Source organism: Mesorhizobium sp. B2-8-9 (genome assembly GCF_006439475.1).
Classification (GTDB): Bacteria; Pseudomonadota; Alphaproteobacteria; order Rhizobiales; family Rhizobiaceae; genus Mesorhizobium.
This window is the reverse complement of the sequence record NZ_VFTQ01000042.1, coordinates 22,277-43,493: the sequence shown is the minus strand read 5'-3', so window position 1 is coordinate 43,493 and position 21,217 is coordinate 22,277. Positions and strand designations below refer to the sequence as shown.

Below are 21,217 nucleotides of genomic sequence, written 5' to 3'. Positions count from 1 at the left end.
CCCTTCCTTTCCCTCCGGAGGGGGGAAAGGTGGCGCTGCGAAGCAGCGACGGATTGGGGGAACCACGTGGCAATCAACGCTTCGGCCTGATCAGTCACGCCAGTCACAGAAGATATGTGCATAGCGTAGACCAAGTGGGGAGAGGAAGCGCCTGCTCTAAACCGCCTTGATCAGCCGCAGCAGGCCCAGCATTTCCACGAAGGTTCCTTTGCGGAACGCGATATAGGTCGGCTCCTCGACACCGTGGAAGCGGCGCTTGAAGGCCGCCTGGCCCTGCAGGTTGAAGCGCGAGCGGTTGACCCAGGACGAGTTATAGGCGCGCTGGAAGGTGCCGCGCCAGAAGCTCGATTCGGCGAAGCCGCTCGGCTCGATGTCGAGCAGCGGCGAGAGGCCGAGCGTCACCTGTGAGACGCCCTCCTCGCGAAAGCGGTCGACGGCGAATTTGGTCAGGCCGATCTCGGCATGTGGCGTCGCATCGACCTGTTTGCGCTTGAAGGAGGTGGTGTAGCCGATGACCTTGCCGTCGCGAAACAACGGGTCGAAATCGAGGATGGCGAGAAGCCGACCTTCAGGTCCGTGCAGGAGGAAGCGCCGCATGTCGGCGCCGATCTCTTCGGAAAAACGGCGGTTGAGGAACCCCATTTCCCAGCGCTTGATGATGCGCTCCTTGCGCCAGTCGGCGGAAAGCTGCTTGATCTCGTCCTGCAGCCCGTCGCCCTTGTCCTCGGCGAGGGTAAAACCCTTCTTCGTCAGCCAGCGCTCGGAATAGCGCACGGTCTCGTTGCGCTTGCCGGAAAAATCATGCGCAGGCAGCGGCAGCCTGGTGTCGATGCCGAGGCGATTGACCTGGTAGCCGAGGCCGGCGAGCACCTTGGCCGTGTCGGCGCCGACCTGGACGAACCAGGGGCTGCCTGCGGCCTCGACGAAGCGCTTGATATAGGCCGGACGGTCGGCCGGGTCCGCCACCGGATCGCCAAGCGCGAAATGACGGCTCATCTTGGTGCCGAAGGCGATGTAGCCGTCGCCATCGCTGAAATAGGACAGTTTCTGCTGCACCGCCGTCGAATAGGCGAGCGAGAAATCGCCGTAACGGCGCACCAGCGCCAGGCGTTCGTCGTCCGTCAGGTCGCGTCGCGGGACCTTGGGCGCCACGGCATCGAGAAGCCTGTCGAAATAGATGCGCAGGGGCGCCATGAGCTCCGCGTGCCAAGAATGGATGACCTGCCGCCCTCAGGTCGCGAATCGCTGGCGACCGCTGCGGGCCGCGTGCGTCAACGCGATATAGGATGCAATTGACCGCGAATGAAGGGCAAACGTCCGAAGGCGGTGCTGTCGCTCATCGGCTGCCGCAACGGACATGCGAAAGATCGGCTTGATATTTTCCATACATTGTTATATATCAAGTTATCAATATGCGACGAGGCTGCTATGGAAGACGTTCTCCGATCCCTCGGCTTTCTGTGCCTCGGCAGCCGGATGAAGCGTATAGGCGAGCAGTTGCAGGCCGACACGCAGCGCGTGCTCGACCGCCTGGACATGCGCATCCAGTCGAGCCAGTACCCGCTGCTCGCCGCGCTCGACAGGCTGGGCCCGCTGCCGGTCGGCGAGCTGGCCCAATCCTTGGGCATCGCCCAGCCCGGCGTGACGCGCAGTGTGGCGCTGCTTGCCGAACTGGGGCTGGTCGAGGTCAACCCTTCGGAAGACGACCAGCGGCGCAGGATCGTTTCGCTGAGCCGCAACGGCCGGCGGCTGGTCGACCAGGCGAAGCGGGAGATCTGGCCGAGCATCGAGAATGCCGTGGCGGATTTGTGCGCCGATCTTTCCGGGCCGCTGCTCGGCCAGCTTGCGGCAATCGAGGATCGTCTTGCCGCAACACCGCTCCATCGCCGCGTCGAAAACGCCAAGCTGGCCGCATCATGAAACATGTTCTCGACCGCCCCATCTGGAGCGCGCTTGCCACGCGGCACCAGGCTTTCGCCGAAGGCGGCGACCTTGCCAGGCGATATCGTCCGTCGATCGTGCCTTTCGCTGCCACTGCCGCCAACGATGCGGACAGCCTGCAAGCTCTGGCCGGGCTTCTCCCGTCGGGCGAAACAGCCATCCTGGTTCAGGCGGATGAGATCGCCCTGCCGCCGGAAATCTCCGCGATCTCGGCAGCGCCGCTGGTGCAGATGATCGCCGAAGCGCCTATGCCGACGGCATCAGACGGGCGTATCTGGCAGCTGACCAACGACGACGCGGCGGAAATGCTGGCGCTCGCCTCGCTCACCAGGCCCGGTCCCTTCACGCTGGAGGCGCTGAGCCTCGGCGATTTCTGGGGCATCAGGATCGACGGCAGGCTGGCGGCAATGGCCGGCGAGCGCATGAAGCAGCCCGGATACTCGGAACTCAGCGGCGTGTGCACGCATCCGGATTTCCGCGGCGGCGGCCTTGCCCGCCTGCTGTCGGTGTTCGCGGCCGGACGGATCGCGGCACGCGGCGACGTTCCATACCTGCACGCCTATGACAGCAACGCTGCGGCGATCAGGCTTTACGAGTCCATCGGCTTCCGCTTGAGAAGCAAGATGAACATGGCCATGGTCCAACGCGCGGAGTGACGAAAGGGAGGATTTGATCGAAACCCTCCCTCTCGACGTCTCGGCTACAAGAGGTCACACGGCGATCTTGCCGCCGCCCTGCTTCGTAATCGCAACGACGGACGGCCGCACCGGCATGTCCGGCTTGAAGTCCGGCCAGCGGGTCGACGGGTCCTCGTAATAGGATGGGCGGCCAAAACCTTCCCAGTCCTCGCCACCGTCGCCCGGGTGCTGCACGGCGACGAAAGCTGTCTGGTCATCCGGCGCGAATAGCGGGCCGCACATTTCGGCGCCGATCGGCACGCGGAAGAACAGTTTCGACGTTGCCCGCGCGGCGCCCTCGGTATCGACCGCCCAGAGACCGTCGGTGCGGCCGGTGGCCTTCGGGCCCTGGCCGTCGGTGGCGACCCACAGGCGCCCGGCCGAATCGACGGCGCAATTGTCCGGCATGCCGAACCAGCCATGGGCGGTGGTCGCGGTCGAGAAAGTGGCGCCGACATCGGCAACGGACGGATCGCCGCATTTCAACAGCACTTCCCATTTGCCTTTGGTGGCGGCGAAGTCGCCGCCATCCTCGACGATCTCGATGATGTGGCCGAAAGCGTTCTCGGCGCGCGGATTGGCGGCGTCGACCTGCTCGGCCTTGCGCTTGGAATTGTTGGTCAGCATGACATAGACCTTGCCGTTGCCGGCATTGGGCTGGATGTCCTCCGGCCGGTCCATCTTGGTGGCGCCGAGCAGGTCGGCGGCGCGGCGCGTTTCGATGAGAACGTCGGCCTGGGAAGCAAAACCGTTCTCCGCCGTCAGCGGGCCTTGACCGAAAACGATCGGCATCCATTCGACCGAGCCGTCCTCGGCGAATTTGGCCACATGCAACGTGCCGTCATCGAGCAGGTCCAAGTTGGCGGCGCGGTCGTTCGGGTTGAAAATGCCCTTGGTGACGAATTTGTAGACATAGTCGAAGCGCTCGTCGTCGCCGAGATAGAAGACGACGCGGCCGTCCTTGGCGACGATCGATTCGGCGCCCTCATGCTTGAAGCGCCCCATGGCGGTGCGCTTCTTCGGGGTCGAGTTCGGATCGTTGACGTCGACCTCGACGATCCAGCCGAAGCGATTGGGCTCGTTCGGCTCCTTGGCAAGATTGAAGCGATCGTAATGCGCGCCCCACTCATAAGCGCCTTCCGGAATGCCGAGGCGCTTGTAATTAGCGGCTTCCCTGTGGCCTTCCGGCAATTCGCCCGAGAAATAGCCGTGGATGTTCTCCTCGGCCATCACATAGGTGCCCCAGGGCGTGACGCCGCCGGCGCAGTTGTTGAGCGTGCCGAAGACCTTGGTGCCGGACGGATCGGCATTGGTCTTGACGCGGTCATGGCCGGCGACCGGGCCGGACAGCGCCATCTCGGTGGTCGACATGATGCGGCGGTTGAGCTTGCCGTCGCGCACCACCTGCCACTTCCCGTCCTGCTTGCGGATCTCGACGATGGTGCCGCCATGCGCGGCCATCTCGACATCGACCTGCTCCTTCGAGAGCGGCGCCACCTCGGCCTTCTTCTTGCCGTCCTTCTCGACGACCGAGACGATGCCGGGGAACATCAGATGCGGATTGGTGTATTCGTGGTTGACGACCAGAAGGCCGTGCTCGGCCGAGCCGTCGATCGGAATATAGCCGACATAGTCGTTGTTGTAGCCGAACTGTCTTGCCTGGGCTTCGGCCGACTGCTTCAGCGGATCGAAGTCGGGGGAATCGGCAAACAGCGGATCGCCCCAGCGCAACAGCACGTCGGCGTCATAGCCGGGCGCGACATGGTGCTTGTCGTCGATGCCGGCTTCGAGCTCGTCGAACTTGAAGGCCGAAGCCTCAGCGGCGCGCGCCTCGTCGGCCGCAATCAGCGCCAGCGGGCTGACGGTGGCGGCGATGGCCGACACGGCCAGCGAACCCATGAGAAAGCCGCGGCGCGAGAAACGCGCGGCGATGATCTCGCCCATGGTGCTGTTGTCGGTCGGGTTGACCGGCGGGCCGTCATTTTCCTCGAGCTGGCTGGTCCGGAAACGGGTCTCAGGGGTCACGGTCATGAGTTTGTCCTCTGGCTTCTGAGTGGCTGGGGATTTTGACCTTTCGACCCCTAAAGCGCGCCGATCACATTTTCGTGACACTGCCGTGATAGAACCGCAATAGTTGTTTGCCGGCTCGCGGCGGCTTTTGCGACACCCGGCTTCAGTCCCTTGAGCGCCCGCGCTTCGCTGCGGTCAGCTTGACGGCATCGCCCGCTTCGGAAACAAGGGCTGGCCGGCGTGACGACGGCGCTTCAAAAAAGGGACGGCAAGGTGAGTTTCTGGGGACTGGCGCAGCTCGGCATTTCGACCGTGATATTCCTGCTGGCGGCGACGGCGGCCAAGCAATGGGGGATGGCGCCGAGCTTGGCCAAGCTCCTTTTGACGCTGGCGCTCTACTCGGCCGGCAATCTGATCATGCTGAGACTGGTGCGCGAGTTCGGCATGTCGGTATCGTTCAGCCTGTCGGCGGTGATCCAGCTCGTCGCGGTCAATGTCGTGGCGCTCGCCTTCTTCGGCGAACGGCTCAATGCCTTGCAGGCGATCGGCATGGTGCTGGCGATCGCCGCGGTCGCGCTGATCACGCTCGGGCCCTATATGCAGCGGCTGTAGCTGGACCTGAGGGCTCGAATGAAATCGACCGCCAACGCGCTCCTCAACAGGTTGGAATTCCCGGTGCTGCTGGCTGGGCTGGTGATCGCCGGCGGGCTGTGGGGCCTGGTGGAACTCATGGAGGTGGCGCGCGCCACGACGCCGCATACCTTCGATACGGAGATCCTGCTCGCCTTCCGCCGCGCCGGGCAGCCGGATAGCCCGATCGGCCCGCTTTGGCTGGAGGGCGCGGTGCGCGACATCACCGCGCTGGGCAGCACGGCCGTGCTGGCGCTGATCACGACGGCGACGATCGCCTATCTGCTCCTGATCCGCAGGCCCTCGACAGCCCTGTTCATGTTCGCGGCCGTCGCCGGCGGGCAAGTGCTTTCGAGCCTGCTCAAGCTCGAGGTCGACCGGCCGCGGCCCGATCTCGTCTCGCATCTCGTCAACGAGACGTCGCTGTCCTTTCCGAGCGGCCACGCGATGCTGTCGGCGGTGACCTATCTGACGCTCGGTTCCCTGGCGGCCCGCTTCCTGCCGGACCGCAGGACGAAAGTCTTCGTGCTTTGCCTCGCCTTGCTCACCACCGTGCTGGTCGGCGCCAGCCGCGTCTATCTCGGGGTGCACTGGCCGTCCGATGTGCTTGCCGGCTGGTGCGCAGGTTTTGCCTGGGCCATGCTGTGCTGGCTTGCGGCGCGGCTGCTGCAGCGACGCAAAGTCGTCAAGGATAGCGAATAACCAATGTCTCACCCATATTAGATGATACTTGAAACATCACTATGATTGTATTATCCATTGGTATCGCAGACTCAGACAAAGGTTCTGGCCGATGATCACTGCTGCGCAGATGCGCGCCGCAAGGGCGTTGGCCGGTATCGACCAGCGAACGCTTGCCGAGCGCGCCGGCGTCTCGCTTCCGACGATACAGCGCATGGAAGCGAGCGAGGGCGTTGTGCGAGGCGTCGTCGACACGCTGATGAAGGTCATCCATGCCCTCGATGAGGCCGGGGTGGAATTGATCGGCGAGAACCAGACCAGCGAACGCGGCGGCAGGGGCGTGCGCCTCAAGGCCACCGTGGCGCAGAACCCGCAGGGCTGAGCCGCGACCGTGTCCGTCTCGGGAACCGTTGCCGGTTTTCGGGCAGCGATGCGGCGTCGCAACGGTTTATCGCGACGGCGACCGCCGACATCCAGCCGACGATCCCGCCGCCCTGTGGAGCGGAAGCAGTTCATGGATCAGGCGGGGCGGGCAATTCACCACCAAGCACGGCCGACCTTCGCCGAGCTGTTTACACCAAAGCTGGTGACGGTGCTGCGCGAGGGCTACCACCTCAAGCAGCTGAGGGCCGATGTGATCGCCGGCCTGACGGTCGCCATCGTGGCGTTGCCGCTGTCGATGGCGATCGCGATCGCCTCGCATGTGGAGCCCGAGCGCGGACTGTTTACGGCGATCATCGGCGGTTTCATAGTCGGCGCGCTTGGCGGCAGCCGTTTCCAGATCGGCGGGCCCGCTGGCGCCTTCATCGTGGTCGTGGCCTCGACGGTCGACCGGCACGGTGTCGACGGGCTGATCCTGGCAATGCTCATGGCCGGCGTCTTCCTGCTCGCGGCCGGCTATCTGAGGCTCGGCGCCTATGTGAAGTTCATTCCGTATCCGGTGACGGTGGGTTTCACCGCGGGCATCGCCGTCATCATCCTGTCCAGCCAGTTGCACGACCTGTTCGGCCTGACGCTGCCGGGCAAGGAGCCAGGCGACCTGCTGCCGCGGCTTATCGCGCTCGGCAAGGCGGCCCGAACGGCAAACCCGGCGGCCATTGCGCTCGCCGCGCTGACGATAGGGATCATCGTGGCCATGAAGCGCTGGCGCCCTTCGTGGCCGGGCCTCCTGATCGCGGTGGCGGCGGCCTCGCTGGCGACGACGCTTCTCGGTCTTCCCGTAGAGACGATCGGAACGCAATTCGGTGGCATTCCGCGGATGTTGCCGGATCCGGCTCTTCCGGCGCTGGATGCGCAGAAGCTCGTCTCCGTGGTGCCCGACGCAATTTCCTTCGCTCTGCTCGGAGCAATCGAATCGCTGCTTTCCGCCGTGGTCGCGGACGGTATGACCGGACGACGGCACCGCTCCAACTGCGAACTGGTGGCACAGGGCATCGCCAATATCGGCTCGGCGCTGTTCGGCGGGATCTGCGTGACTGGACTGATCGCGCGCACGGCGACCAACATCCGCGCGGGCGCGCATGGACCGTTGTCGGGAATATTCCATTCCGCCTTCCTGCTGCTGTTCATGCTGGTGGCTGCGCCGCTTGCCAGCTACATCCCGCTGGCGGCGCTTGCCGGGGTGCTGGCCACGGTGGCCTGGAACATGGTGGAGAAGCCCGCCTTCCTGGCGCTGATCCGATCGTCCTGGGGCGACGCCCTGGTGCTTCTGGTTACCTTCGGACTCGTCATCTTCCGCGACCTCACTGCCGGCATCGTGGTCGGCTTTGCGCTGGGCGCTCTGCTGTTCATCGGGCGGATGGCGCGTTCGGTCGAGGTGGAGGCACATGTCCCGCCGGTGACGGAGGACCGCGCCGACGCCGCAAATGGCGGGCGCGTTGCCTATGACCTCGCCGCCGCCACCGATCCGGATACCGTCATCTATCGCATATCGGGGGCGTTCTTCTTCGGCGCTGCGGCAACGATCGCGACCGTGCTGGACCGTATCGCCGACCAGCACAGGAACTTCATCCTCGATTGCTCGGCTGTGCCCTTCCTCGATTCGACCGCGGCAAACGTCATCGAAAGCACGGCGAACAACGCAAGGCGCGCCGGAGGACGCTTCATCATCGCGGGCGCCTCGTCGCAAGTCAGGCGCACCCTGATAAGCCATGGCGTCAAGCGGCCGCTGGTGACCTATGCAGCCTCGATCCGTGACGCGCGGGCGCAGCTGGGCGGAAAAGCGGAGACGGCGTAGGCGCCCTGCTCAAACGGTCGCTTCGATCGGCTCGGCAAGCTTGGGGCTGGCCCGTGCGGCGATCAGGCAGCCGGCGACGATGAGACATGCGCCCGCCAGCGTGGTCCAGGCCACCTTCTCGCCGAAGAAGAACCAGCCGAGCGCGATCGCCCAGATGAAGGCCGAGTATTCTGTCGGGATGAGATATTGCGCTTCGGCGCGGGCGTAGGACCAACTCATCAGGAACTGGCCGGCAAGCGACAGCATCGCAACGCCTGCCAAGGGGAGCCAAAGTTCTCTCGGCAGCGCGATCGCAAGCCAGGGCGCCGCGCAACCAAGGATGATCCCGACGAAGATATTCTGGAACAGCATGATCTCGACCGGCTTGGCCAGAAGTGCCTGTCGTCGAGCGAGGATCAGATTGTAACCGTAGAAGACCGTCGATACGAGCACGGCGACCGTACCCCAAAGCGCATCCTGCGAATGGCCTGCCTGCCCGAACTGGCCGGCCAGTATGATCAAGACGCCCGCGATGCCGGCCAGCGACGCCCACACCGCCTGCCGCCTTATGCGCTCGCCCAGCAGCAATGCGGCGAGGAAAAGTGCAAACAAAGGCGCGACGAAGCTCAGGCCTATGGCTTCGGCGAGCGGCAGCCTGGCGAGACCCCAGAAGAACGAGACTAGGACGGTGCCGACAATGACGGCGCGCAGCGCATGCAGACCGAGCACCGGGAGGGTCGGTTTCGAGCGCGGCCCCATCGACCAGGCCGCGCCCGCGACCACGATCGCGACCATGCTGCGCCATAGCACCGTATTGTAGACGCCGACCGCGATGACCAGCGACTTCATCGCCGCATCCATGCCCGACAGCAGGAAGATCGCCAGCGCGCAGACGAGCACCGGGATCGTCGGTGAAACGGCGCCGTTCAGGCTGGATGTGTTCACGGCTTTGCTCACATGAGGGTTGCCGCCGAATAGTCCGGAGCGGGTGGCGAAACCAGATGGCAGCCGCACCGACATGGCGGTCCAATATCGAGCGGCGAGGCGAAAAGCTCGCCTCATCGCTGAGTGCCGAGATGCGAAACGCTGTCCCGCCGGCGTTGCAATGCTCTCCGCCACGACATGCTTAATCCATTGACAGCGCCGCGACCTCGCCCTCGCCCATCAACGGCATATAGATGGTCGCATTACCGTCCGTGCCGATATCGGCGCTGCCCGGCTTGAACTGCGCTACCACCGTCGGCGCGCCGCCGGGCTTGTAGCTGTAGAGCGTGCCGGTCATGTAGGCGGTGGCGTAGATGGTGTCGCCAATGGCGATGACGCCATCGAGATCGGCGAATTTTTGGGCCCCGGGCAGCGGCGTGATCTTCTTCGTGGCAAGGTCGACCGACAGCAGGCCGCCGGGCTCGGCGGTGCTGAAATCGGTCCTGTTGATGCCCTTACCCCAGGACGCGACGATCAGCCTGCCGCCATCGGCGAACACGCCATTCGGCGAGGCGAGCAGCGCATCCCTGACGAACAGCTCCGGCCTGTCGCCGTCGATGCGGTAGATCGTGTCGGCCAGCATGTCGCTGACATAGACCTTGCCGGCACTGTCGGCGGTCATGTCGTTGAGAAAAACGGCGCCGGGCACATCGACGGTCTCGACAAGCCTGCCGCTGGCGAGATCGACGACGCGGACCTTGGTGATATCGGCGGCGTAGAGCCTGCCGCCGGCGATCGCCATGCCCTTGGGCGCGTCCAAGCCCTCCAACCAGTGACGAGAAATGACCTTGCCGTCCATCGACAGCAGCGACAAATAGCCATTGCCGTCCGCCGCGCCGGGATTGCCGACGATGTTGGAGACGATGATGCGGTTGTGGGCGGCATCGACAAGCGCGGATTCCGGCTGCTCGAAGCCGGTGGCGCGCCAGAGCTCGCCGGCCTGCACGGCGGACACGGAGATGGCGGCGAAGACGGTTGAAGCGACGAGGTGTTTCATGGGTGCTCTCCTGTGATGACGGCAGAGAGCTAGGATTTTCGATACTTTCCTGGAAGCCGGAACGAGACTAGTATCGCAGTTCAATACGAATTCGCGCGAATGAGGTGCATTCCATGAACGGTCCGATCTTCGAGGCGCTGAAACGGACGCTGAAGGCCAAGGGCCTGACCTACCGAATGCTCGCCGAGCGCATGGGCGTTTCCGAGCCGACGGTGAAGCGCATCTTCCATGAGAAGAACTGCAAGCTCGACCGGCTGACGGAGATCTGCGCCGCCGCCGATGTCGAGCTGGAGAACGTGCTCGGCGCGATGAACCGTGGGCCGGGGCCGGCCAACCGCATCGCGCCGGAGATCGAGCGCCGGCTGGCGGCGCGGCCGGCGCTGCTCTTCGTCTTCGTCATGCTGTCGGAGAAGTTCACGCCCGAAGGCATCATGCGCTCGCAAGGCCTGGGCGAAGCTTCGATGTTCCTCTATTTGCGCGACCTCGAGGAGCTCGGGCTGGTGGCCCTGGGGCGCGGCCTGTCGGCAAGGCTACTGGTCGACGCGCCGATCCAGTGGGATTTCGAGGGGCCGCTGAAGCCGCATTTCGAGATGACCAACAAGAACTTTATCGGCTGGGCGATCGGCCATATGGAGCAGGCCGCGACCTTCATCAGCTTTTCCAGGCGCATGCGGCCGCAAACGGCGGAAATGCTGCGTCGCGAGGCCGAAGAGCTCGCCGAACGCGCCAGGCTGCTCGCCCATCACGACCAGCACACCACGCCCGAGGACCAGCTCACCGGCTACAAATGGACCTTCGCCTTCGGCGCGACGCCGTTTCCGGCGATCATGCCGATCGGGCCGCATCCGAGGGATGCGGGCGCCAGGGCGGCGAAGGAGAAACGAGCGCTGCCGGCGTAGCGCCTTCTCCTTCTCCCCTTGTGGGAGAAGGTGGATCGGCGCGCAGCGCCGAGCCGGATGAGGGGTGTTCCAGCTTGGCCGAAGCGCTCGTCCAAAGCCGCAATCGCCAACGCCTCGTTCCCTGGAGCACCCCTCATCCGGCCGCTTCGCGGCCACCTTCTCCCACAAGGGGAGAAGGGGACACGCCGCGCTAAGCCGCCTTTGCTTCTTCCTGCGGTCCGGCGAGATCATCGCGCGCCTTGCGGGCCAATCTCCTGGCCGAGCGCTTGGGGCTGTCGCCGAACAGCTCGGCGGCATCGGCAAGGCAGGCCTTGGCCAGGCTCTTTTCGGCACGTTTCAGCAGCTTGCGCAGAAGCTTCGTCTCGTCGGCGGGGCCGAGCGGCTCGCCTTCGGCGTCGAGTAGGGCGCTGATGACGAAGACGTCGTGCAATTCGCCGAGCTGCTCGCCGAGCCTGTCGACCGCCTTGCGGCGCGCCTTGATCGGCGTGGGCCACAGGCGGCCGAGCAGCGACAGATGCATGGCGTGGGTCTTTGCCGCCTTGCGCAGGTCGTGAAAATCGTCGGCCGCGCCGCGTGATTCCGCCTTGTCCAGCGCCTTCTTCGCCCGCCGCAAAGTGGCGCGGGCGCCGTCGGCCAATATATCGGCCGCCTGTTCCGGCTGATTGGGCAAAGTCAGCCTGTCGATGCGCTCCAGGCCTTCCCGGCATGCGGCGATCGCCGCATTGATGGCCGCGTCGAGGCTCGGACCGGCGTGGAGCTCGTGCTGTCGCAGCACCAGCCGCTCGCGCACGAGGTCGAGACCGCCGCCTGCCGATTGTTCCGGAAAGGCATCGGCCAAGCGGTCGACGGTCTCGATCAAGGCGGTCGCCTCGCGTGGGCCGGCCAGCAGCGCCGACACCTGCTTATAACATTCGTTCTCGGTTTGGCAGAACGGTTCGTTCCCGGAACGAACCAGGCGTAGCAAGGCGCGCACGCTTTTCAGCCGTTTGCGGCATTTGTGCAGTCCCTGCTCCGGTTTCTCGCGCGCCATCTCGAGATGAGCGACTGCCTTGCCGATCTCGTCGGCCAATATGCGCCTGACCTCGCCGGTCAGCGGCAAGCGCGGATCGATGCGGAAGCTCATGCGGCGATCTCCGGAATCCCCCCGAGGGCCAGCGACGCGTTGTAAAACCTCGACTCGCCGGTGACCTCGCGACCGAGCCAGTCGGGCAGCATTTCGTCAGATACGTCCTCCGGCGTCTCCAGCTCCGCGATCACCAGCTCCGCGAGCTCGCCGCCGAAAACATCGACTTCATAGAGATAGCCGCGGTGTCTAACATGGTGGCGTGTCTTCTCGATGACACGTCCGACGGCGAACGCCATCAATTCCTCGGCCTCGGCAAGCGGGATCGAATATTCGAATTCGTCGCGCTCGCGCGCCCTGTCGCCAAACTTCAGCGTCAGCTTGGCTGAGCGCCCGTCGCTGATGCGCACCCGCACCGTGCGGCCGGGCTGCGCGGCGACATAGAATTGACGAATGCGGATTTTCGCCTCGACCTCATCGCGCCAGGCGGGACTGGAGACCAGGAATTTGCGCTCGACTTCCTTGCTCATGGCCGGGCACTAAAGCCTGTGAGGGTCGGGAAGGCAAGCCGAGCCGGAGTCAAATTTGACTTTAATCAATCGATTGATTAAAGTGTAGGCATGAACAAACGATCAATCGCAAGAAGGCCACAGCGCGAGGTCGGCACCGCCGATCAAACGCGCGCGGCGCTTGTCCACGCGGCGCTTAGGCTGTTCGGGCGGCAAGGTTTCGACGGCACCTCGACGCGGGAGATCGCGGCCGAGGCCAAGGCCAATATCGGCTCCATCGCGTATCATTTCGGCGGCAAGGAGGGCCTGCGCGCCGCCGCCGCCGACTTCATCGTCGACACCATCCAGGGGATTGCCGGCCAGGCGCTGGGCGGCGTGCAAGCAACGGCGGCTCCCCTGGACCCGGAAGCAGCCCAGGCGCAGCTTTTCGCGGCGCTCGAGCGGATGGTGGGTTTCGTCGTGGCCAGTCCGCAGGCCGGCGAGATCGTACAATTCGTACTTCGCGAGCTCTCGCATCCGACGGCCGCGCTCGACCGCATCTATGCCGGCGTGTTCGAGCCGACGCACCGGCGGCTGTGCCAGGTCTGGGAACACGCGACCGGCGAGCCGGCCGAGAGCGAAGCGACCAAGCTCACCGTCTTCACCATGATTGGCCAGGTCATCTATTTCCGCATCGGCCGCGAGGCGGTGATGCGCCGGATGGGCTGGCACGACATCGGCAATGAAGAGGCTGCCAAGGTGGTGGCGGTCGCAACCGACAACCTCAGGGCAATGCTGGCCGCGCGGGGGGGCGCCGGCAAGAAGGGCAAATCATGAGCTTTCTTTGTTCGCTGCCGCTCGCGGCCCAATTGTTCGGCGCCTGCGCGCCGGCCGCACCTTTGGCCGTCGGCTATGTCGAAGGCGAATATGTGCTGATGGCGCCGATCGAAGTAGCCCAGGTGGCGACGGTGACGGTTCGGCGCGGCGACCGCGTTGAGAACGGCATGGCGGTGGCGACGCTCGAAGACGCCGACGCCAAGATCGAGGTTGCGCAGGCTAAAGCAGCACTTGCGCAGGCACAGGCGCAGCTTGCCGACCTTCAGGTCGGCAAGCGCCCCGAGGAAATCGCCGTGCTCAAGGCCGAGGTCGACATGGCCAAAGCCCAGGCGGCCGACGCCAAGCGCAAATACGACCGCGCCAGCGACCTCTACAAGCGCGGCACCGGCACCCAGGCCGATTACGACACCGCCTCGGCTTCGCTGGAGACCGCCAATGCCCAGGTCGGCCAGGCGGAAGCCAATCTCGCCGTCGGCAATCTGCCGGCGCGGGCCGAGACCATCAAGGCCGCCGACAACCAGGTCAAGCAGGCGCGGTCGACCCTGGAGCAGGCCGAGTGGCGGCTGTCGAAGCGGGTGCTGGCGGCGCCCTCGCCTGGCCGCGTCAACGACGTCATCCGCAATCCAGGCGACACAGCCGGGCCGACCGCGCCGGTGATCTCGATGCTGCCGGACGGCGCCGTGAAGCTCAGCGTCTATGTGCCCGAAAGCGCGTTCTCGGCGGTCAAGGTCGGCACCGAGCTCAACGTCCGTTGCGACGGCTGCGGGACGGGACTGAAGGCACGCGTCAGCTATGTCTCGCCCGACCCCGAATTCACGCCGCCGGTGATCTACTCGCTGGAGAACCGGCAGAAGCTGGTCTATCTCGTCGAGGCGCGGCCGGAGGGCGATGCGGGACCGCTGCAGCCCGGCCAGATCGTCGATGTTGATCTTGCGGATCTCGGGCAATGAACGCCATAGACGTTCGCGGCCTGGTCAAGCGCTTCGGCGACAAGACCGTCGTCGACCATGTGACGATGACGGTCGCCGAAGGCGAGATCGTCGGCTTCCTCGGGCCGAACGGCTCGGGCAAGACGACGACCATCCGTATCATGTGCGGGCTTTTGACGCCGGACGAAGGCGACGGCACGGTGCTGGGCTTCGACATCCGCAACGACGCGCTCAAGATCAAGCGCGAAGTCGGCTACATGACGCAGAAATTCTCATTCTACGAGGATCTGACGATCGGCGAGAACCTCGAATTCGTGGCGCGGCTCTACCGGCTGAGGCCGGTCGAGGAGTATGTCTCGCGCACGCTTCAGGATCTCGGCCTGGCCAGCCGCCGCAACCAGCTGGCCGGCACGCTTTCCGGCGGCTGGAAGCAGCGGTTGGCTTTGGCCGCCTGCATCATGCACGAGCCGAAGCTGCTGCTGCTCGACGAGCCGACGGCCGGCGTCGATCCGAAGGCCCGGCGCGAGTTCTGGGACGAGATCCATCGCCTTGCCGGCGGCGGGCTGACCGTGCTCGTCTCCACCCACTACATGGATGAGGCCGAGCGCTGCCACCGCATCAGCTACATCTCCTACGGCAAGATGCTCGCCACCGGCACTGTGGACGAGGTGGTGAAGAATGCCGGGCTGACCACTTTCGTCTTGCAGGGGCCGCGGCTCGACCAGGTGGCCGAGGCGCTGCAGGGCAGGCCCGGCGTCGACCAGGTGGCGCCGTTCGGCGCGACGCTGCATGTCGTCGGCTCCGACAAGGCGGCGCTCGAAAAGGCGCTGGCCGACATCGAGAAGGAACACAAGGGCGTCACCGTGAAGCCAGGCGAGACCAGCCTCGAGGATGTGTTCATCCAGTTCATGGCCGGCTCGAAGGACAATATGGCATGAAAGCGGTCTTCTCCTTCGCCAGGTTGGGCGCGCTGCTCATCAAGGAATTCATCCAGATGCGGCGCGACCGCATCACCTTCGCCATGATGCTGGGGGTGCCGCTGATCCAGCTGGTGCTGTTCGGCTATGCGATCAACAACGACCCGAAGAGCCTGCCGGCCGCGCTGGTGGCGACCAGCAGCGACCCCTACACGAGGGCGATGGTCTCGGCGCTGCAGACCACCGGCTACTACCGCTTCGACCATGTCGCGCAAAGTGCGGCGGAAGCCGAGTTCCTGATGGCGCGTGGCGACGTCTCCTTCGTCGTCACCATCCCCGCCGATTTCGCCCGCCGCGTCGAGCGCGGCGACAATCCGCAGATCCTGATCGAGGCCGACGCCACCGACCCGGCGGTGGCCAGCGGCGCGATCTCGACGCTGAGCACCGTGGCAGGCCAGGCGCTGCTCAGGGCGCAGGGCACCGAGGAAACGGCCAAGGAGGCGGCGCGCGGCCAGCTCGATGTCGTCGTGCACCGGCGCTACAATCCCGAAGGCATCTCGCAATACAACATCGTGCCCGGCCTGCTCGGCATCATCCTGCAGATGACGATGGTGATGATGACCTCGATCGCGCTGACGCGCGAGACCGAGCGCGGCACGATGGAAAACCTGCTGGCCATGCCGTCGAGCCCGCTCGAGATCATGATGGGCAAGGTGCTGCCCTACCTGGTGGTGGGCGCGGTGCAGGTGGTGGTGGTGCTGGCGGCAGCGAAGCTGCTGTTTGCCATTCCCTTCATGGGGTCGCTGTCGCTGCTGCTGTCCACCGTGCTGGTGTTCGTGCTGTCGCTGGTGCTGCTCGGCTACACGATCTCGACGATCGCGCGCACGCAGATGCAGGCGCTGCAGCTCACCTTCTTCTTCTTCCTGCCCTCGATCATGCTGTCGGGCTTCATGTTCCCCTATCGCGGCATGCCGGGCTGGGCGCAGACCTTTGGCGAGATCTTCCCGCTGACGCATTTTTTGCGCATCACCCGCGCCGTCATGCTGAAGGGGGCGGAGCTGCCGGCGGTGGCGACGGAAGTCGGCTGGCTGGTCGTGTTCGTGGCATTGTTTGCCGGCGTAGCGCTGGTGCGGTTCAGGCGCACGCTGGATTGAAATCACGGAAAATCTTGCGCACAAAAGCCTAAGGCTGGCGGGACAGCGCCCCCTCTGGCCTGCTGGCCATCTCCCCACAAGGGGGAGATCGGACGCCTCGCCGACCGTCGCCAACCTCAAACGTTGCAGAGATGGGCGAGGCGCCGAAACTGCCAATCTCCCCCCTTGTGGGGGAGATGTCCGGCAGGACAGAGGGGGGCGCGAAGGATCACAACGATTCTCGCGTGCAGGCCGCGCCTCTAAGCCGCCGCCATGATCTCCGCATAGGTGCCGAAATCGACATTGCCGCCGGAGAGCACCACGGCAACGCATTTGCCGGCAAGGTCGATCTCGCCGGATGAGAGCGCGGCAAAAGAGACGCAGCCGCCGGGCTCGACCACCAGCTTGAGATAAGCCATGGCGTCACGCATCGCCTGGGCGGCGGCCTTGTCGGAGACGGCGATGGCGCCGGCGAGATTCCGGCGGTTGATCTCGAAGGTGATGGCGCCCGGCTCGGCGGTGAGCAGCGCATCGCAGATCGAGCTGTGGCCGGGCTCGTTCGCGACCCGCTCGCCCTTGGCCAGTGAGCGGCGCGTGTCGTCGAAATGCTGGGGCTCGACGGCCCAGACTTGCGTGCTCGGCGAAGCGTCCTTGACGGCTACGGAGATGCCGCTCGACAGGCCGCCGCCGCCGCAAGGAACGACGACGGCGTCGAGGGCCACGCCAAGCGCTTTCGCCTGCTTGATCAGTTCCAGGCCGATCGTGCCCTGGCCGGCGATGATCGCCGGATCGTCGAAGGGTGGCACCAGCGCCATGCCCTTTTCGATATAGGGGCGAACGACCGTCATGCGGTCGTCCTTGTAGCGATCGAACGGCACCACTTCGGCGCCCATCTTGCGGACATTGCCGATCTTGAGCGCCGGCGCATCGGCCGGCATGGCGATCACCGCCTTGACGCCGAACATGGCGGCCGAGGCCGCTACCCCTTGCGCGTGGTTGCCGGAGGAGAAGGCGACGACGCCCCGGCCGCGCTCTTCCTCGCTCAGGGTAGACAGCTTGTTATAGGCGCCGCGAATCTTGAAGGAGCCGGTTCGCTGCAGCGTCTCGGGCTTGAACAGAATGCGGCCGCCATAGCGCTTGTTGAGCTCGGGCGATTCGATCAGCGTCGTTTCGACGATCAGGCCGGAAAGCCGGTCGGCGGCGGCGCGGATGTCGGATATGCCGGGCAATGTGAGCATGATGGGCCTCGCGGGATGAGCCCCGTCATGGTGCACGCAAACCGAGGCGTCGCGCCAACGAAAAAATGTCATGGAGACAAGGTTTTGGAAGATGCGCCAGCGGCTGTCACCTTCGTCATTCCAGGGCGGAGCAAGGAGCGGAGCGACGCGCGCAGACCCTGGAATCCATGCCGTGACGTCCGTGACGCGCGAAAGCGGACCAGAATTGGGTCGCCTTTACAGCGAATTTGGAACGATTGTTCTGCACCGCCGCATTCTACGGCAGAAGTCACGGCATGGATCCTCGGGTCAAGCCCGAGGATGACGAAAGCGCAGGTTCACCCCAGCAGCGTCTTCGTCCTTTTGCTGCCGCCCAGCTTGCGCCAGGAGTTGAAGCGGTGGGTGGCGGCGGCGAAGGATATCTTCATCTGCTGCGAAACCGTGTAGCGCGACTTGCCTTCGTCGAACATGCGGTAGCAGCACTCGGCGCCTTCCTCGGTCAGCTTGCCGTCCGGCGTCTTGTTGTGCGGGTTGGCCGGGTCGAATTTATCGAGCTGTTCCTCGACAAGACCTTTCAGGCGCTGCAGGTCGGCCTCGATGCTGGCGATGAGATCGAGAACCGGCTTGGCGTCAAATGCGTGCGGGGGCTTCTTGTCCGTCATGCCGGGCGTCCTTCAATTTCGGTGGCGGTCAGTTATATAGGCAAACATTCGGCAATAATGAAGGGTTTGATCTCCGCGGGATCAGCATTCGCGTGCCCGCAGCCCGCGCCGTTGGCAATTGACCTTCGGCTGCCAAGATCCTAGTTTAGAACAATTCTAAAGTAGAGTGATCCCATCATGCTTTCCCGTGTTTTCGGCTTCGGCCGCCGTTCCTTCGATTCGCTTTCGGAGCAGGAGATCCTGGCGCTGGCGATCTCCTCCGAGGAGGATGACGGACGCATCTACCGCGCTTATGCCGATGGCCTGGCGCAGGACTTTCCGCAATCGGCAAAAGTTTTCGAGGCGATGGCCGAGGAAGAGGACGGCCATCGCGATTCGCTCATCGAGCTTCACCGCAAGCGCTTCGGCGAGCGCATCCCGCTGATCCGACGCGAGCATGTGAAAGGCTATTTCGAGCGCAAGCCGGACTGGCTGGTGAGGCCGCTCGGCATCGAGCATGTGCGGCGGCAGGCCGAGGAAATGGAGCGGCAGGCCTATCGCTTCTATGTCGAGGCGGCCAAGCGCACCACCGATGCCTCGACGCGCAAGCTGCTCAATGACCTCGCCGCGGCCGAGCAGGGTCATGAAAGCTCGGCCCATGAATTGGAACAGCAGCATGTGCCGGGAACCGTCAAGGTGGAGGAGGCGACGGCCGAGCAGCGCCAGTTCATCCTCACCTATGTGCAGCCCGGGCTGGCCGGGCTGATGGACGGCTCTGTGTCGACGCTGGCGCCGATCTTCGCCGCGGCGTTCGCCACGCACGACACCTGGCAGACGCTCCTGGTCGGCCTCGCCGCCTCGATCGGCGCCGGCATCTCGATGGGTTTCACCGAGGTCGCCTCCGACGACGGCAAGCTGTCGGGGCGCGGCTCGCCGCTCAAGCGCGGGCTGACCGTCGGCCTGATGACTTCGCTGGGCGGTCTCGGCCACGCGCTGCCCTATCTGATCCCGCATTTCTGGACGGCCACTGCCGTGGCGGCCGTGGTGGTGTTCTTCGAGCTCTGGGCGATTGCTTTCGTTCAGAACCGCTACATGCAGACCCCCTTCTGGCGCGCCGCCTTCCAGGTGGTGCTGGGCGGCGCGCTGGTGTTCGGGGCGGGCGTGCTGATCGGCAATGCGTAGCGCCGGCGCTCCCCTTCTCCCCTTGTGGGAGAAGGTGTCGCCGAAGGCGACGGATGAGGGGTGCTCCAGGGAAAGCAAGCGTCTCACTCCGCTGGACCACCCCTCATCCGTCTCGGCGCTTGCGCGCCGATCCACCTTCTCCCACAAGGGGAGAAGGGGGAGCCTACCCATTCACCTCGCGGCTATCCTGCGGCGCCTCGGCCCTTTCCTCCATCCCATAGTCGCGCATGACATGGGCGATGCGCAGACGGTAGCCGGCAAAGATGCCGCCGCGCCCGGCTTTCTGCGCCTGCCGGTGCTCCTCGGTGTTGCGCCAGGCTTTCACCGCTTCCTCGTCGCGCCAGAAGGACAGCGACAGCACCCGCCTGGGATCGGTCAGGCTCTGGAAGCGCTCGACCGAGATGAAGCCGTCGATGCTCTCGAGCAGCGGCTTAAGCTCGGCGGCGATGCCGAGATAGGCATCGCGCTTGCCTTCCGCCGGCTCCACCTCGAAGATGACAGCGATCATGTCTCGACCCCTTCCTTGACAACCACGTCGGTACGAAAGACCTGTCTCGGCCCATGCGGCCCGGACACCAGCTTCAGGAAGACGCGGTCCTCCTTCAAGATGAATTTCTCGCGCCGCGCGAATTCGTAATTTGCCTTGCCCGCCGGGTCGGCGGCAAGCCGGGCGCGATAGGCCTCATAGGCCGCGAGGCTCTCGATGTTGTAGACGGCGTAAGCGGTGGTGGCCGAGCCTTCATGCGGGGCGTAATAGCCGATCAGGTCGGCGCCGCAGCGCGGAATGGCCTGGCCCCAGGCCCGTGCATATTGCTCGAACGCCGCCTTGCCGAACGGGTCGATCTCGTAGCGGATAAAGCAGGTGATGGTCATGCCGGTCTCCTCGTCGGCTGGTTTTGGACGACGACGGTTCGACCGCGGTCGAAACATCGCTTGCGCCTTTGTGCTAGGCATTCTCCTGCCAGGAGAGTTTGCCGCGCTGCTTGAGCCGACCGCAGAATAGTGCTTCCCTGACAGGAATGCTTCGATGAGGATCGAACCATGCGTGAAGGACCCGACATCGCCCGCATCGCCAGCCTGGTCGGCGACCCGGCCCGCGCCAACATGCTGAACGCCCTGATGGGCGGTACGGCGCTGACGGCGTCGGAACTGGCGCTGGAAGCCGGCGTGTCGCTGCCCACCGCTTCCTCGCATCTGTCGAAGCTGATGGATGGCGGCCTGCTGACCTTGGCCAGCCAGGGCCGACACCGCTATTACGGTCTCGCCGGCGCGCAGGTGGCCGGCATGATCGAGGCGATCATCGGCGTCGCCGAAGCGGTCGGCCCGAGACGGGTGCGGCCGGGACCGCGCGACGCGGCCATGCGCGTGGCGCGAGTCTGCTACGATCACCTAGCCGGCGAGCAGGCGGTTACGATGCTCGACCGGCTGCTCGACAGGAAGCTTTTGCTGCGCGACGACAACCAGATCAGGCTCTCGCCGTCCGGCGCCGCGCATTTTTCCGCGCTCGGCATCGAGACCGGTGTCAAGGCTCGGCGGCCGGTTTGCCGCGCCTGCCTCGACTGGAGCGTGCGGCGATCGCACCTCGCCGGCACGCTGGGTGCGGCCATCCTCGACAAGATCCTCGCCGAGAAATGGGCGCGGCGCGAGAAGGACAGCCGTGCCGTGGTGTTCTCGCCGACGGGCAAGCAGGAGTTTGAGCGGGTGTTTCTGGCGTAGGGTCACGCGCAAGCGATACCTTCGCAATGTCGGCGCGAAGGATCGCGGCTTTGCCGGCTC

At 65.0% G+C, this 21,217-nt stretch carries 23 protein-coding genes; 13 read left to right on the top strand and 10 right to left on the bottom strand.

Features of this window, described 5'->3' with window-relative positions:
• Nucleotides 1–156: 156 nt before the first annotated feature.
• Nucleotides 157–1,194: a phosphatidylglycerol lysyltransferase domain-containing protein gene (locus FJ423_RS30865; RefSeq protein ID WP_140847152.1), complete on the bottom strand. Its 1,038-nt coding sequence runs from the start codon at nucleotides 1,192–1,194 to the stop codon at nucleotides 157–159.
• A 234-nt stretch (nucleotides 1,195–1,428) separates the two neighbouring features.
• Between FJ423_RS30865 and FJ423_RS30860 the strand changes: the two genes are divergently transcribed.
• Together FJ423_RS30860 and FJ423_RS30855 are read left to right on the top strand one after the other, a co-directional pair.
• Nucleotides 1,429–1,920 (top strand): MarR family transcriptional regulator, encoded by a 492-nt coding sequence (locus tag FJ423_RS30860; protein ID WP_095770137.1) that lies wholly within the window; start codon nucleotides 1,429–1,431, stop codon nucleotides 1,918–1,920.
• Nucleotides 1,917–2,597 (top strand): GNAT family N-acetyltransferase, encoded by a 681-nt coding sequence (locus tag FJ423_RS30855; RefSeq protein WP_140847149.1) that lies wholly within the window; start codon nucleotides 1,917–1,919, stop codon nucleotides 2,595–2,597. Before FJ423_RS30860 ends, FJ423_RS30855 begins: the two co-directional genes overlap by 4 nt.
• A 54-nt stretch (nucleotides 2,598–2,651) precedes the next feature.
• Here the strand turns inward: FJ423_RS30855 and FJ423_RS30850 are convergent, their stop codons facing one another.
• Nucleotides 2,652–4,649, bottom strand: coding sequence for a PhoX family phosphatase (locus FJ423_RS30850; protein WP_140847146.1), 1,998 nt, complete (start codon nucleotides 4,647–4,649; stop codon nucleotides 2,652–2,654).
• 252 nt (nucleotides 4,650–4,901) lie between these two features.
• Here FJ423_RS30850 and FJ423_RS30845 point away from each other — a divergent pair, with 252 nt between their 5' ends.
• From FJ423_RS30845 to FJ423_RS30830, 4 genes are all read left to right on the top strand, one after another.
• Nucleotides 4,902–5,240 carry a hypothetical protein gene (locus tag FJ423_RS30845; RefSeq protein WP_140847158.1) on the top strand — a complete coding sequence of 113 codons (339 nt, stop codon included), beginning with the start codon at nucleotides 4,902–4,904 and terminating at the stop codon, nucleotides 5,238–5,240.
• A gap of 18 nt (nucleotides 5,241–5,258) precedes the next feature.
• Nucleotides 5,259–5,960 (top strand): phosphatase PAP2 family protein, encoded by a 702-nt coding sequence (locus FJ423_RS30840; protein ID WP_140847143.1) that lies wholly within the window; start codon nucleotides 5,259–5,261, stop codon nucleotides 5,958–5,960.
• Between the two features lie 91 nt (nucleotides 5,961–6,051).
• The gene (locus FJ423_RS30835) at nucleotides 6,052–6,321 is read left to right on the top strand and encodes a helix-turn-helix transcriptional regulator (protein ID WP_140847140.1); all 270 of its coding nucleotides are present in this window, start codon (nucleotides 6,052–6,054) and stop codon (nucleotides 6,319–6,321) included.
• 132 nt (nucleotides 6,322–6,453) lie between these two features.
• Nucleotides 6,454–8,175 carry a SulP family inorganic anion transporter gene (locus tag FJ423_RS30830; RefSeq protein ID WP_140847137.1) on the top strand — a complete coding sequence of 574 codons (1,722 nt, stop codon included), beginning with the start codon at nucleotides 6,454–6,456 and terminating at the stop codon, nucleotides 8,173–8,175.
• Between the two features lie 9 nt (nucleotides 8,176–8,184).
• Here FJ423_RS30830 and FJ423_RS30825 read toward each other — a convergent pair whose 3' ends face one another.
• Together FJ423_RS30825 and FJ423_RS30820 are read right to left on the bottom strand one after the other, a co-directional pair.
• On the bottom strand, nucleotides 8,185–9,111 hold the full coding sequence (locus tag FJ423_RS30825) for a DMT family transporter (RefSeq protein WP_140847134.1): 927 nt from the start codon (nucleotides 9,109–9,111) through the stop codon (nucleotides 8,185–8,187).
• A gap of 169 nt (nucleotides 9,112–9,280) precedes the next feature.
• Complete coding sequence (locus tag FJ423_RS30820; RefSeq protein WP_140847131.1) at nucleotides 9,281–10,135, bottom strand: SMP-30/gluconolactonase/LRE family protein; 855 nt, start codon at nucleotides 10,133–10,135, stop codon at nucleotides 9,281–9,283.
• 113 nt (nucleotides 10,136–10,248) lie between these two features.
• Between FJ423_RS30820 and FJ423_RS30815 the strand changes: the two genes are divergently transcribed.
• Nucleotides 10,249–11,034, top strand: a complete 786-nt coding sequence (locus FJ423_RS30815; protein ID WP_140847128.1) for a helix-turn-helix transcriptional regulator — start codon at nucleotides 10,249–10,251, stop codon at nucleotides 11,032–11,034.
• Between the two features lie 190 nt (nucleotides 11,035–11,224).
• Here FJ423_RS30815 and FJ423_RS30810 read toward each other — a convergent pair whose 3' ends face one another.
• Both FJ423_RS30810 and FJ423_RS30805 read right to left on the bottom strand, forming a co-directional pair.
• Nucleotides 11,225–12,157 carry a CHAD domain-containing protein gene (locus tag FJ423_RS30810; protein ID WP_140847126.1) on the bottom strand — a complete coding sequence of 311 codons (933 nt, stop codon included), beginning with the start codon at nucleotides 12,155–12,157 and terminating at the stop codon, nucleotides 11,225–11,227.
• Nucleotides 12,154–12,627, bottom strand: a complete 474-nt coding sequence (locus FJ423_RS30805; RefSeq protein ID WP_140847123.1) for a CYTH domain-containing protein — start codon at nucleotides 12,625–12,627, stop codon at nucleotides 12,154–12,156. Before FJ423_RS30805 ends, FJ423_RS30810 begins: the two co-directional genes overlap by 4 nt.
• A gap of 90 nt (nucleotides 12,628–12,717) precedes the next feature.
• Here FJ423_RS30805 and FJ423_RS30800 point away from each other — a divergent pair, with 90 nt between their 5' ends.
• From FJ423_RS30800 to FJ423_RS30785, 4 genes are read left to right on the top strand one after another with little or no spacing between them, the layout of a single operon-like run.
• Entirely contained in the window at nucleotides 12,718–13,422 is a 705-nt protein-coding gene (locus FJ423_RS30800) for a DUF1956 domain-containing protein (protein ID WP_140847120.1), read from the top strand.
• Entirely contained in the window at nucleotides 13,419–14,372 is a 954-nt protein-coding gene (locus FJ423_RS30795; protein WP_140847118.1) for an HlyD family efflux transporter periplasmic adaptor subunit, read from the top strand. Before FJ423_RS30800 ends, FJ423_RS30795 begins: the two co-directional genes overlap by 4 nt.
• Entirely contained in the window at nucleotides 14,369–15,289 is a 921-nt protein-coding gene (locus tag FJ423_RS30790; protein ID WP_140847117.1) for an ABC transporter ATP-binding protein, read from the top strand. Before FJ423_RS30795 ends, FJ423_RS30790 begins: the two co-directional genes overlap by 4 nt.
• Nucleotides 15,286–16,422, top strand: coding sequence for an ABC transporter permease (locus FJ423_RS30785; protein WP_140847114.1), 1,137 nt, complete (start codon nucleotides 15,286–15,288; stop codon nucleotides 16,420–16,422). Before FJ423_RS30790 ends, FJ423_RS30785 begins: the two co-directional genes overlap by 4 nt.
• 239 nt (nucleotides 16,423–16,661) lie before the next feature.
• On the opposite strand, the gene FJ423_RS30775 is transcribed toward FJ423_RS30785, so the two are convergent.
• Both FJ423_RS30775 and FJ423_RS30770 read right to left on the bottom strand, forming a co-directional pair.
• Entirely contained in the window at nucleotides 16,662–17,639 is a 978-nt protein-coding gene (locus FJ423_RS30775) for a threonine/serine dehydratase (protein WP_140847112.1), read from the bottom strand.
• Between the two features lie 317 nt (nucleotides 17,640–17,956).
• Nucleotides 17,957–18,280 carry a hypothetical protein gene (locus FJ423_RS30770; RefSeq protein WP_095770189.1) on the bottom strand — a complete coding sequence of 108 codons (324 nt, stop codon included), beginning with the start codon at nucleotides 18,278–18,280 and terminating at the stop codon, nucleotides 17,957–17,959.
• 177 nt (nucleotides 18,281–18,457) lie between these two features.
• Between FJ423_RS30770 and mbfA the strand changes: the two genes are divergently transcribed.
• Nucleotides 18,458–19,441 (top strand): iron exporter MbfA, encoded by a 984-nt coding sequence (gene mbfA / locus FJ423_RS30765; RefSeq protein ID WP_140847109.1) that lies wholly within the window; start codon nucleotides 18,458–18,460, stop codon nucleotides 19,439–19,441.
• Between the two features lie 163 nt (nucleotides 19,442–19,604).
• On the opposite strand, the gene FJ423_RS30760 is transcribed toward mbfA, so the two are convergent.
• On the bottom strand, nucleotides 19,605–19,949 hold the full coding sequence (locus FJ423_RS30760) for an antibiotic biosynthesis monooxygenase (RefSeq protein ID WP_140847106.1): 345 nt from the start codon (nucleotides 19,947–19,949) through the stop codon (nucleotides 19,605–19,607).
• Nucleotides 19,946–20,314 carry an NIPSNAP family protein gene (locus tag FJ423_RS30755; RefSeq protein ID WP_140847103.1) on the bottom strand — a complete coding sequence of 123 codons (369 nt, stop codon included), beginning with the start codon at nucleotides 20,312–20,314 and terminating at the stop codon, nucleotides 19,946–19,948. The genes FJ423_RS30760 and FJ423_RS30755 overlap by 4 nt, the downstream gene beginning before the upstream one ends.
• Before the next feature lie 168 nt (nucleotides 20,315–20,482).
• On the opposite strand from FJ423_RS30755, the gene FJ423_RS30750 reads away from it, so the two are divergent.
• Complete coding sequence (locus FJ423_RS30750) at nucleotides 20,483–21,157, top strand: winged helix-turn-helix domain-containing protein (protein ID WP_140847101.1); 675 nt, start codon at nucleotides 20,483–20,485, stop codon at nucleotides 21,155–21,157.
• Nucleotides 21,158–21,217 lie beyond the last annotated feature (60 nt).

What these genes read in the sequence shown, in the direction of transcription:
- FJ423_RS30795 (WP_140847118.1), top strand. Translation starts at nt 13,419, where the DNA reads ATGAGCTTTCTTTGTTCGCTGCCGCTCGCGGCCCAATTGTTCGGCGCC.
- FJ423_RS30775 (WP_140847112.1), bottom strand. Translation starts at nt 17,639, where the DNA reads ATGCTCACATTGCCCGGCATATCCGACATCCGCGCCGCCGCCGACCGG.
- FJ423_RS30810 (WP_140847126.1), bottom strand. Translation starts at nt 12,157, where the DNA reads ATGAGCTTCCGCATCGATCCGCGCTTGCCGCTGACCGGCGAGGTCAGG.
- FJ423_RS30850 (WP_140847146.1), bottom strand. Translation starts at nt 4,649, where the DNA reads ATGACCGTGACCCCTGAGACCCGTTTCCGGACCAGCCAGCTCGAGGAA.
- FJ423_RS30830 (WP_140847137.1), top strand. Translation starts at nt 6,454, where the DNA reads ATGGATCAGGCGGGGCGGGCAATTCACCACCAAGCACGGCCGACCTTC.
- FJ423_RS30815 (WP_140847128.1), top strand. Translation starts at nt 10,249, where the DNA reads ATGAACGGTCCGATCTTCGAGGCGCTGAAACGGACGCTGAAGGCCAAG.
- FJ423_RS30770 (WP_095770189.1), bottom strand. Translation starts at nt 18,280, where the DNA reads ATGACGGACAAGAAGCCCCCGCACGCATTTGACGCCAAGCCGGTTCTC.
- FJ423_RS30790 (WP_140847117.1), top strand. Translation starts at nt 14,369, where the DNA reads ATGAACGCCATAGACGTTCGCGGCCTGGTCAAGCGCTTCGGCGACAAG.
- FJ423_RS30760 (WP_140847106.1), bottom strand. Translation starts at nt 19,949, where the DNA reads ATGATCGCTGTCATCTTCGAGGTGGAGCCGGCGGAAGGCAAGCGCGAT.
- FJ423_RS30805 (WP_140847123.1), bottom strand. Translation starts at nt 12,627, where the DNA reads ATGAGCAAGGAAGTCGAGCGCAAATTCCTGGTCTCCAGTCCCGCCTGG.
- FJ423_RS30855 (WP_140847149.1), top strand. Translation starts at nt 1,917, where the DNA reads ATGAAACATGTTCTCGACCGCCCCATCTGGAGCGCGCTTGCCACGCGG.
- FJ423_RS30785 (WP_140847114.1), top strand. Translation starts at nt 15,286, where the DNA reads ATGAAAGCGGTCTTCTCCTTCGCCAGGTTGGGCGCGCTGCTCATCAAG.
- FJ423_RS30865 (WP_140847152.1), bottom strand. Translation starts at nt 1,194, where the DNA reads ATGGCGCCCCTGCGCATCTATTTCGACAGGCTTCTCGATGCCGTGGCG.
- FJ423_RS30840 (WP_140847143.1), top strand. Translation starts at nt 5,259, where the DNA reads ATGAAATCGACCGCCAACGCGCTCCTCAACAGGTTGGAATTCCCGGTG.
- FJ423_RS30755 (WP_140847103.1), bottom strand. Translation starts at nt 20,314, where the DNA reads ATGACCATCACCTGCTTTATCCGCTACGAGATCGACCCGTTCGGCAAG.
- FJ423_RS30860 (WP_095770137.1), top strand. Translation starts at nt 1,429, where the DNA reads ATGGAAGACGTTCTCCGATCCCTCGGCTTTCTGTGCCTCGGCAGCCGG.
- FJ423_RS30835 (WP_140847140.1), top strand. Translation starts at nt 6,052, where the DNA reads ATGATCACTGCTGCGCAGATGCGCGCCGCAAGGGCGTTGGCCGGTATC.
- FJ423_RS30820 (WP_140847131.1), bottom strand. Translation starts at nt 10,135, where the DNA reads ATGAAACACCTCGTCGCTTCAACCGTCTTCGCCGCCATCTCCGTGTCC.
- FJ423_RS30750 (WP_140847101.1), top strand. Translation starts at nt 20,483, where the DNA reads ATGCGTGAAGGACCCGACATCGCCCGCATCGCCAGCCTGGTCGGCGAC.
- FJ423_RS30800 (WP_140847120.1), top strand. Translation starts at nt 12,718, where the DNA reads ATGAACAAACGATCAATCGCAAGAAGGCCACAGCGCGAGGTCGGCACC.
- mbfA (WP_140847109.1), top strand. Translation starts at nt 18,458, where the DNA reads ATGCTTTCCCGTGTTTTCGGCTTCGGCCGCCGTTCCTTCGATTCGCTT.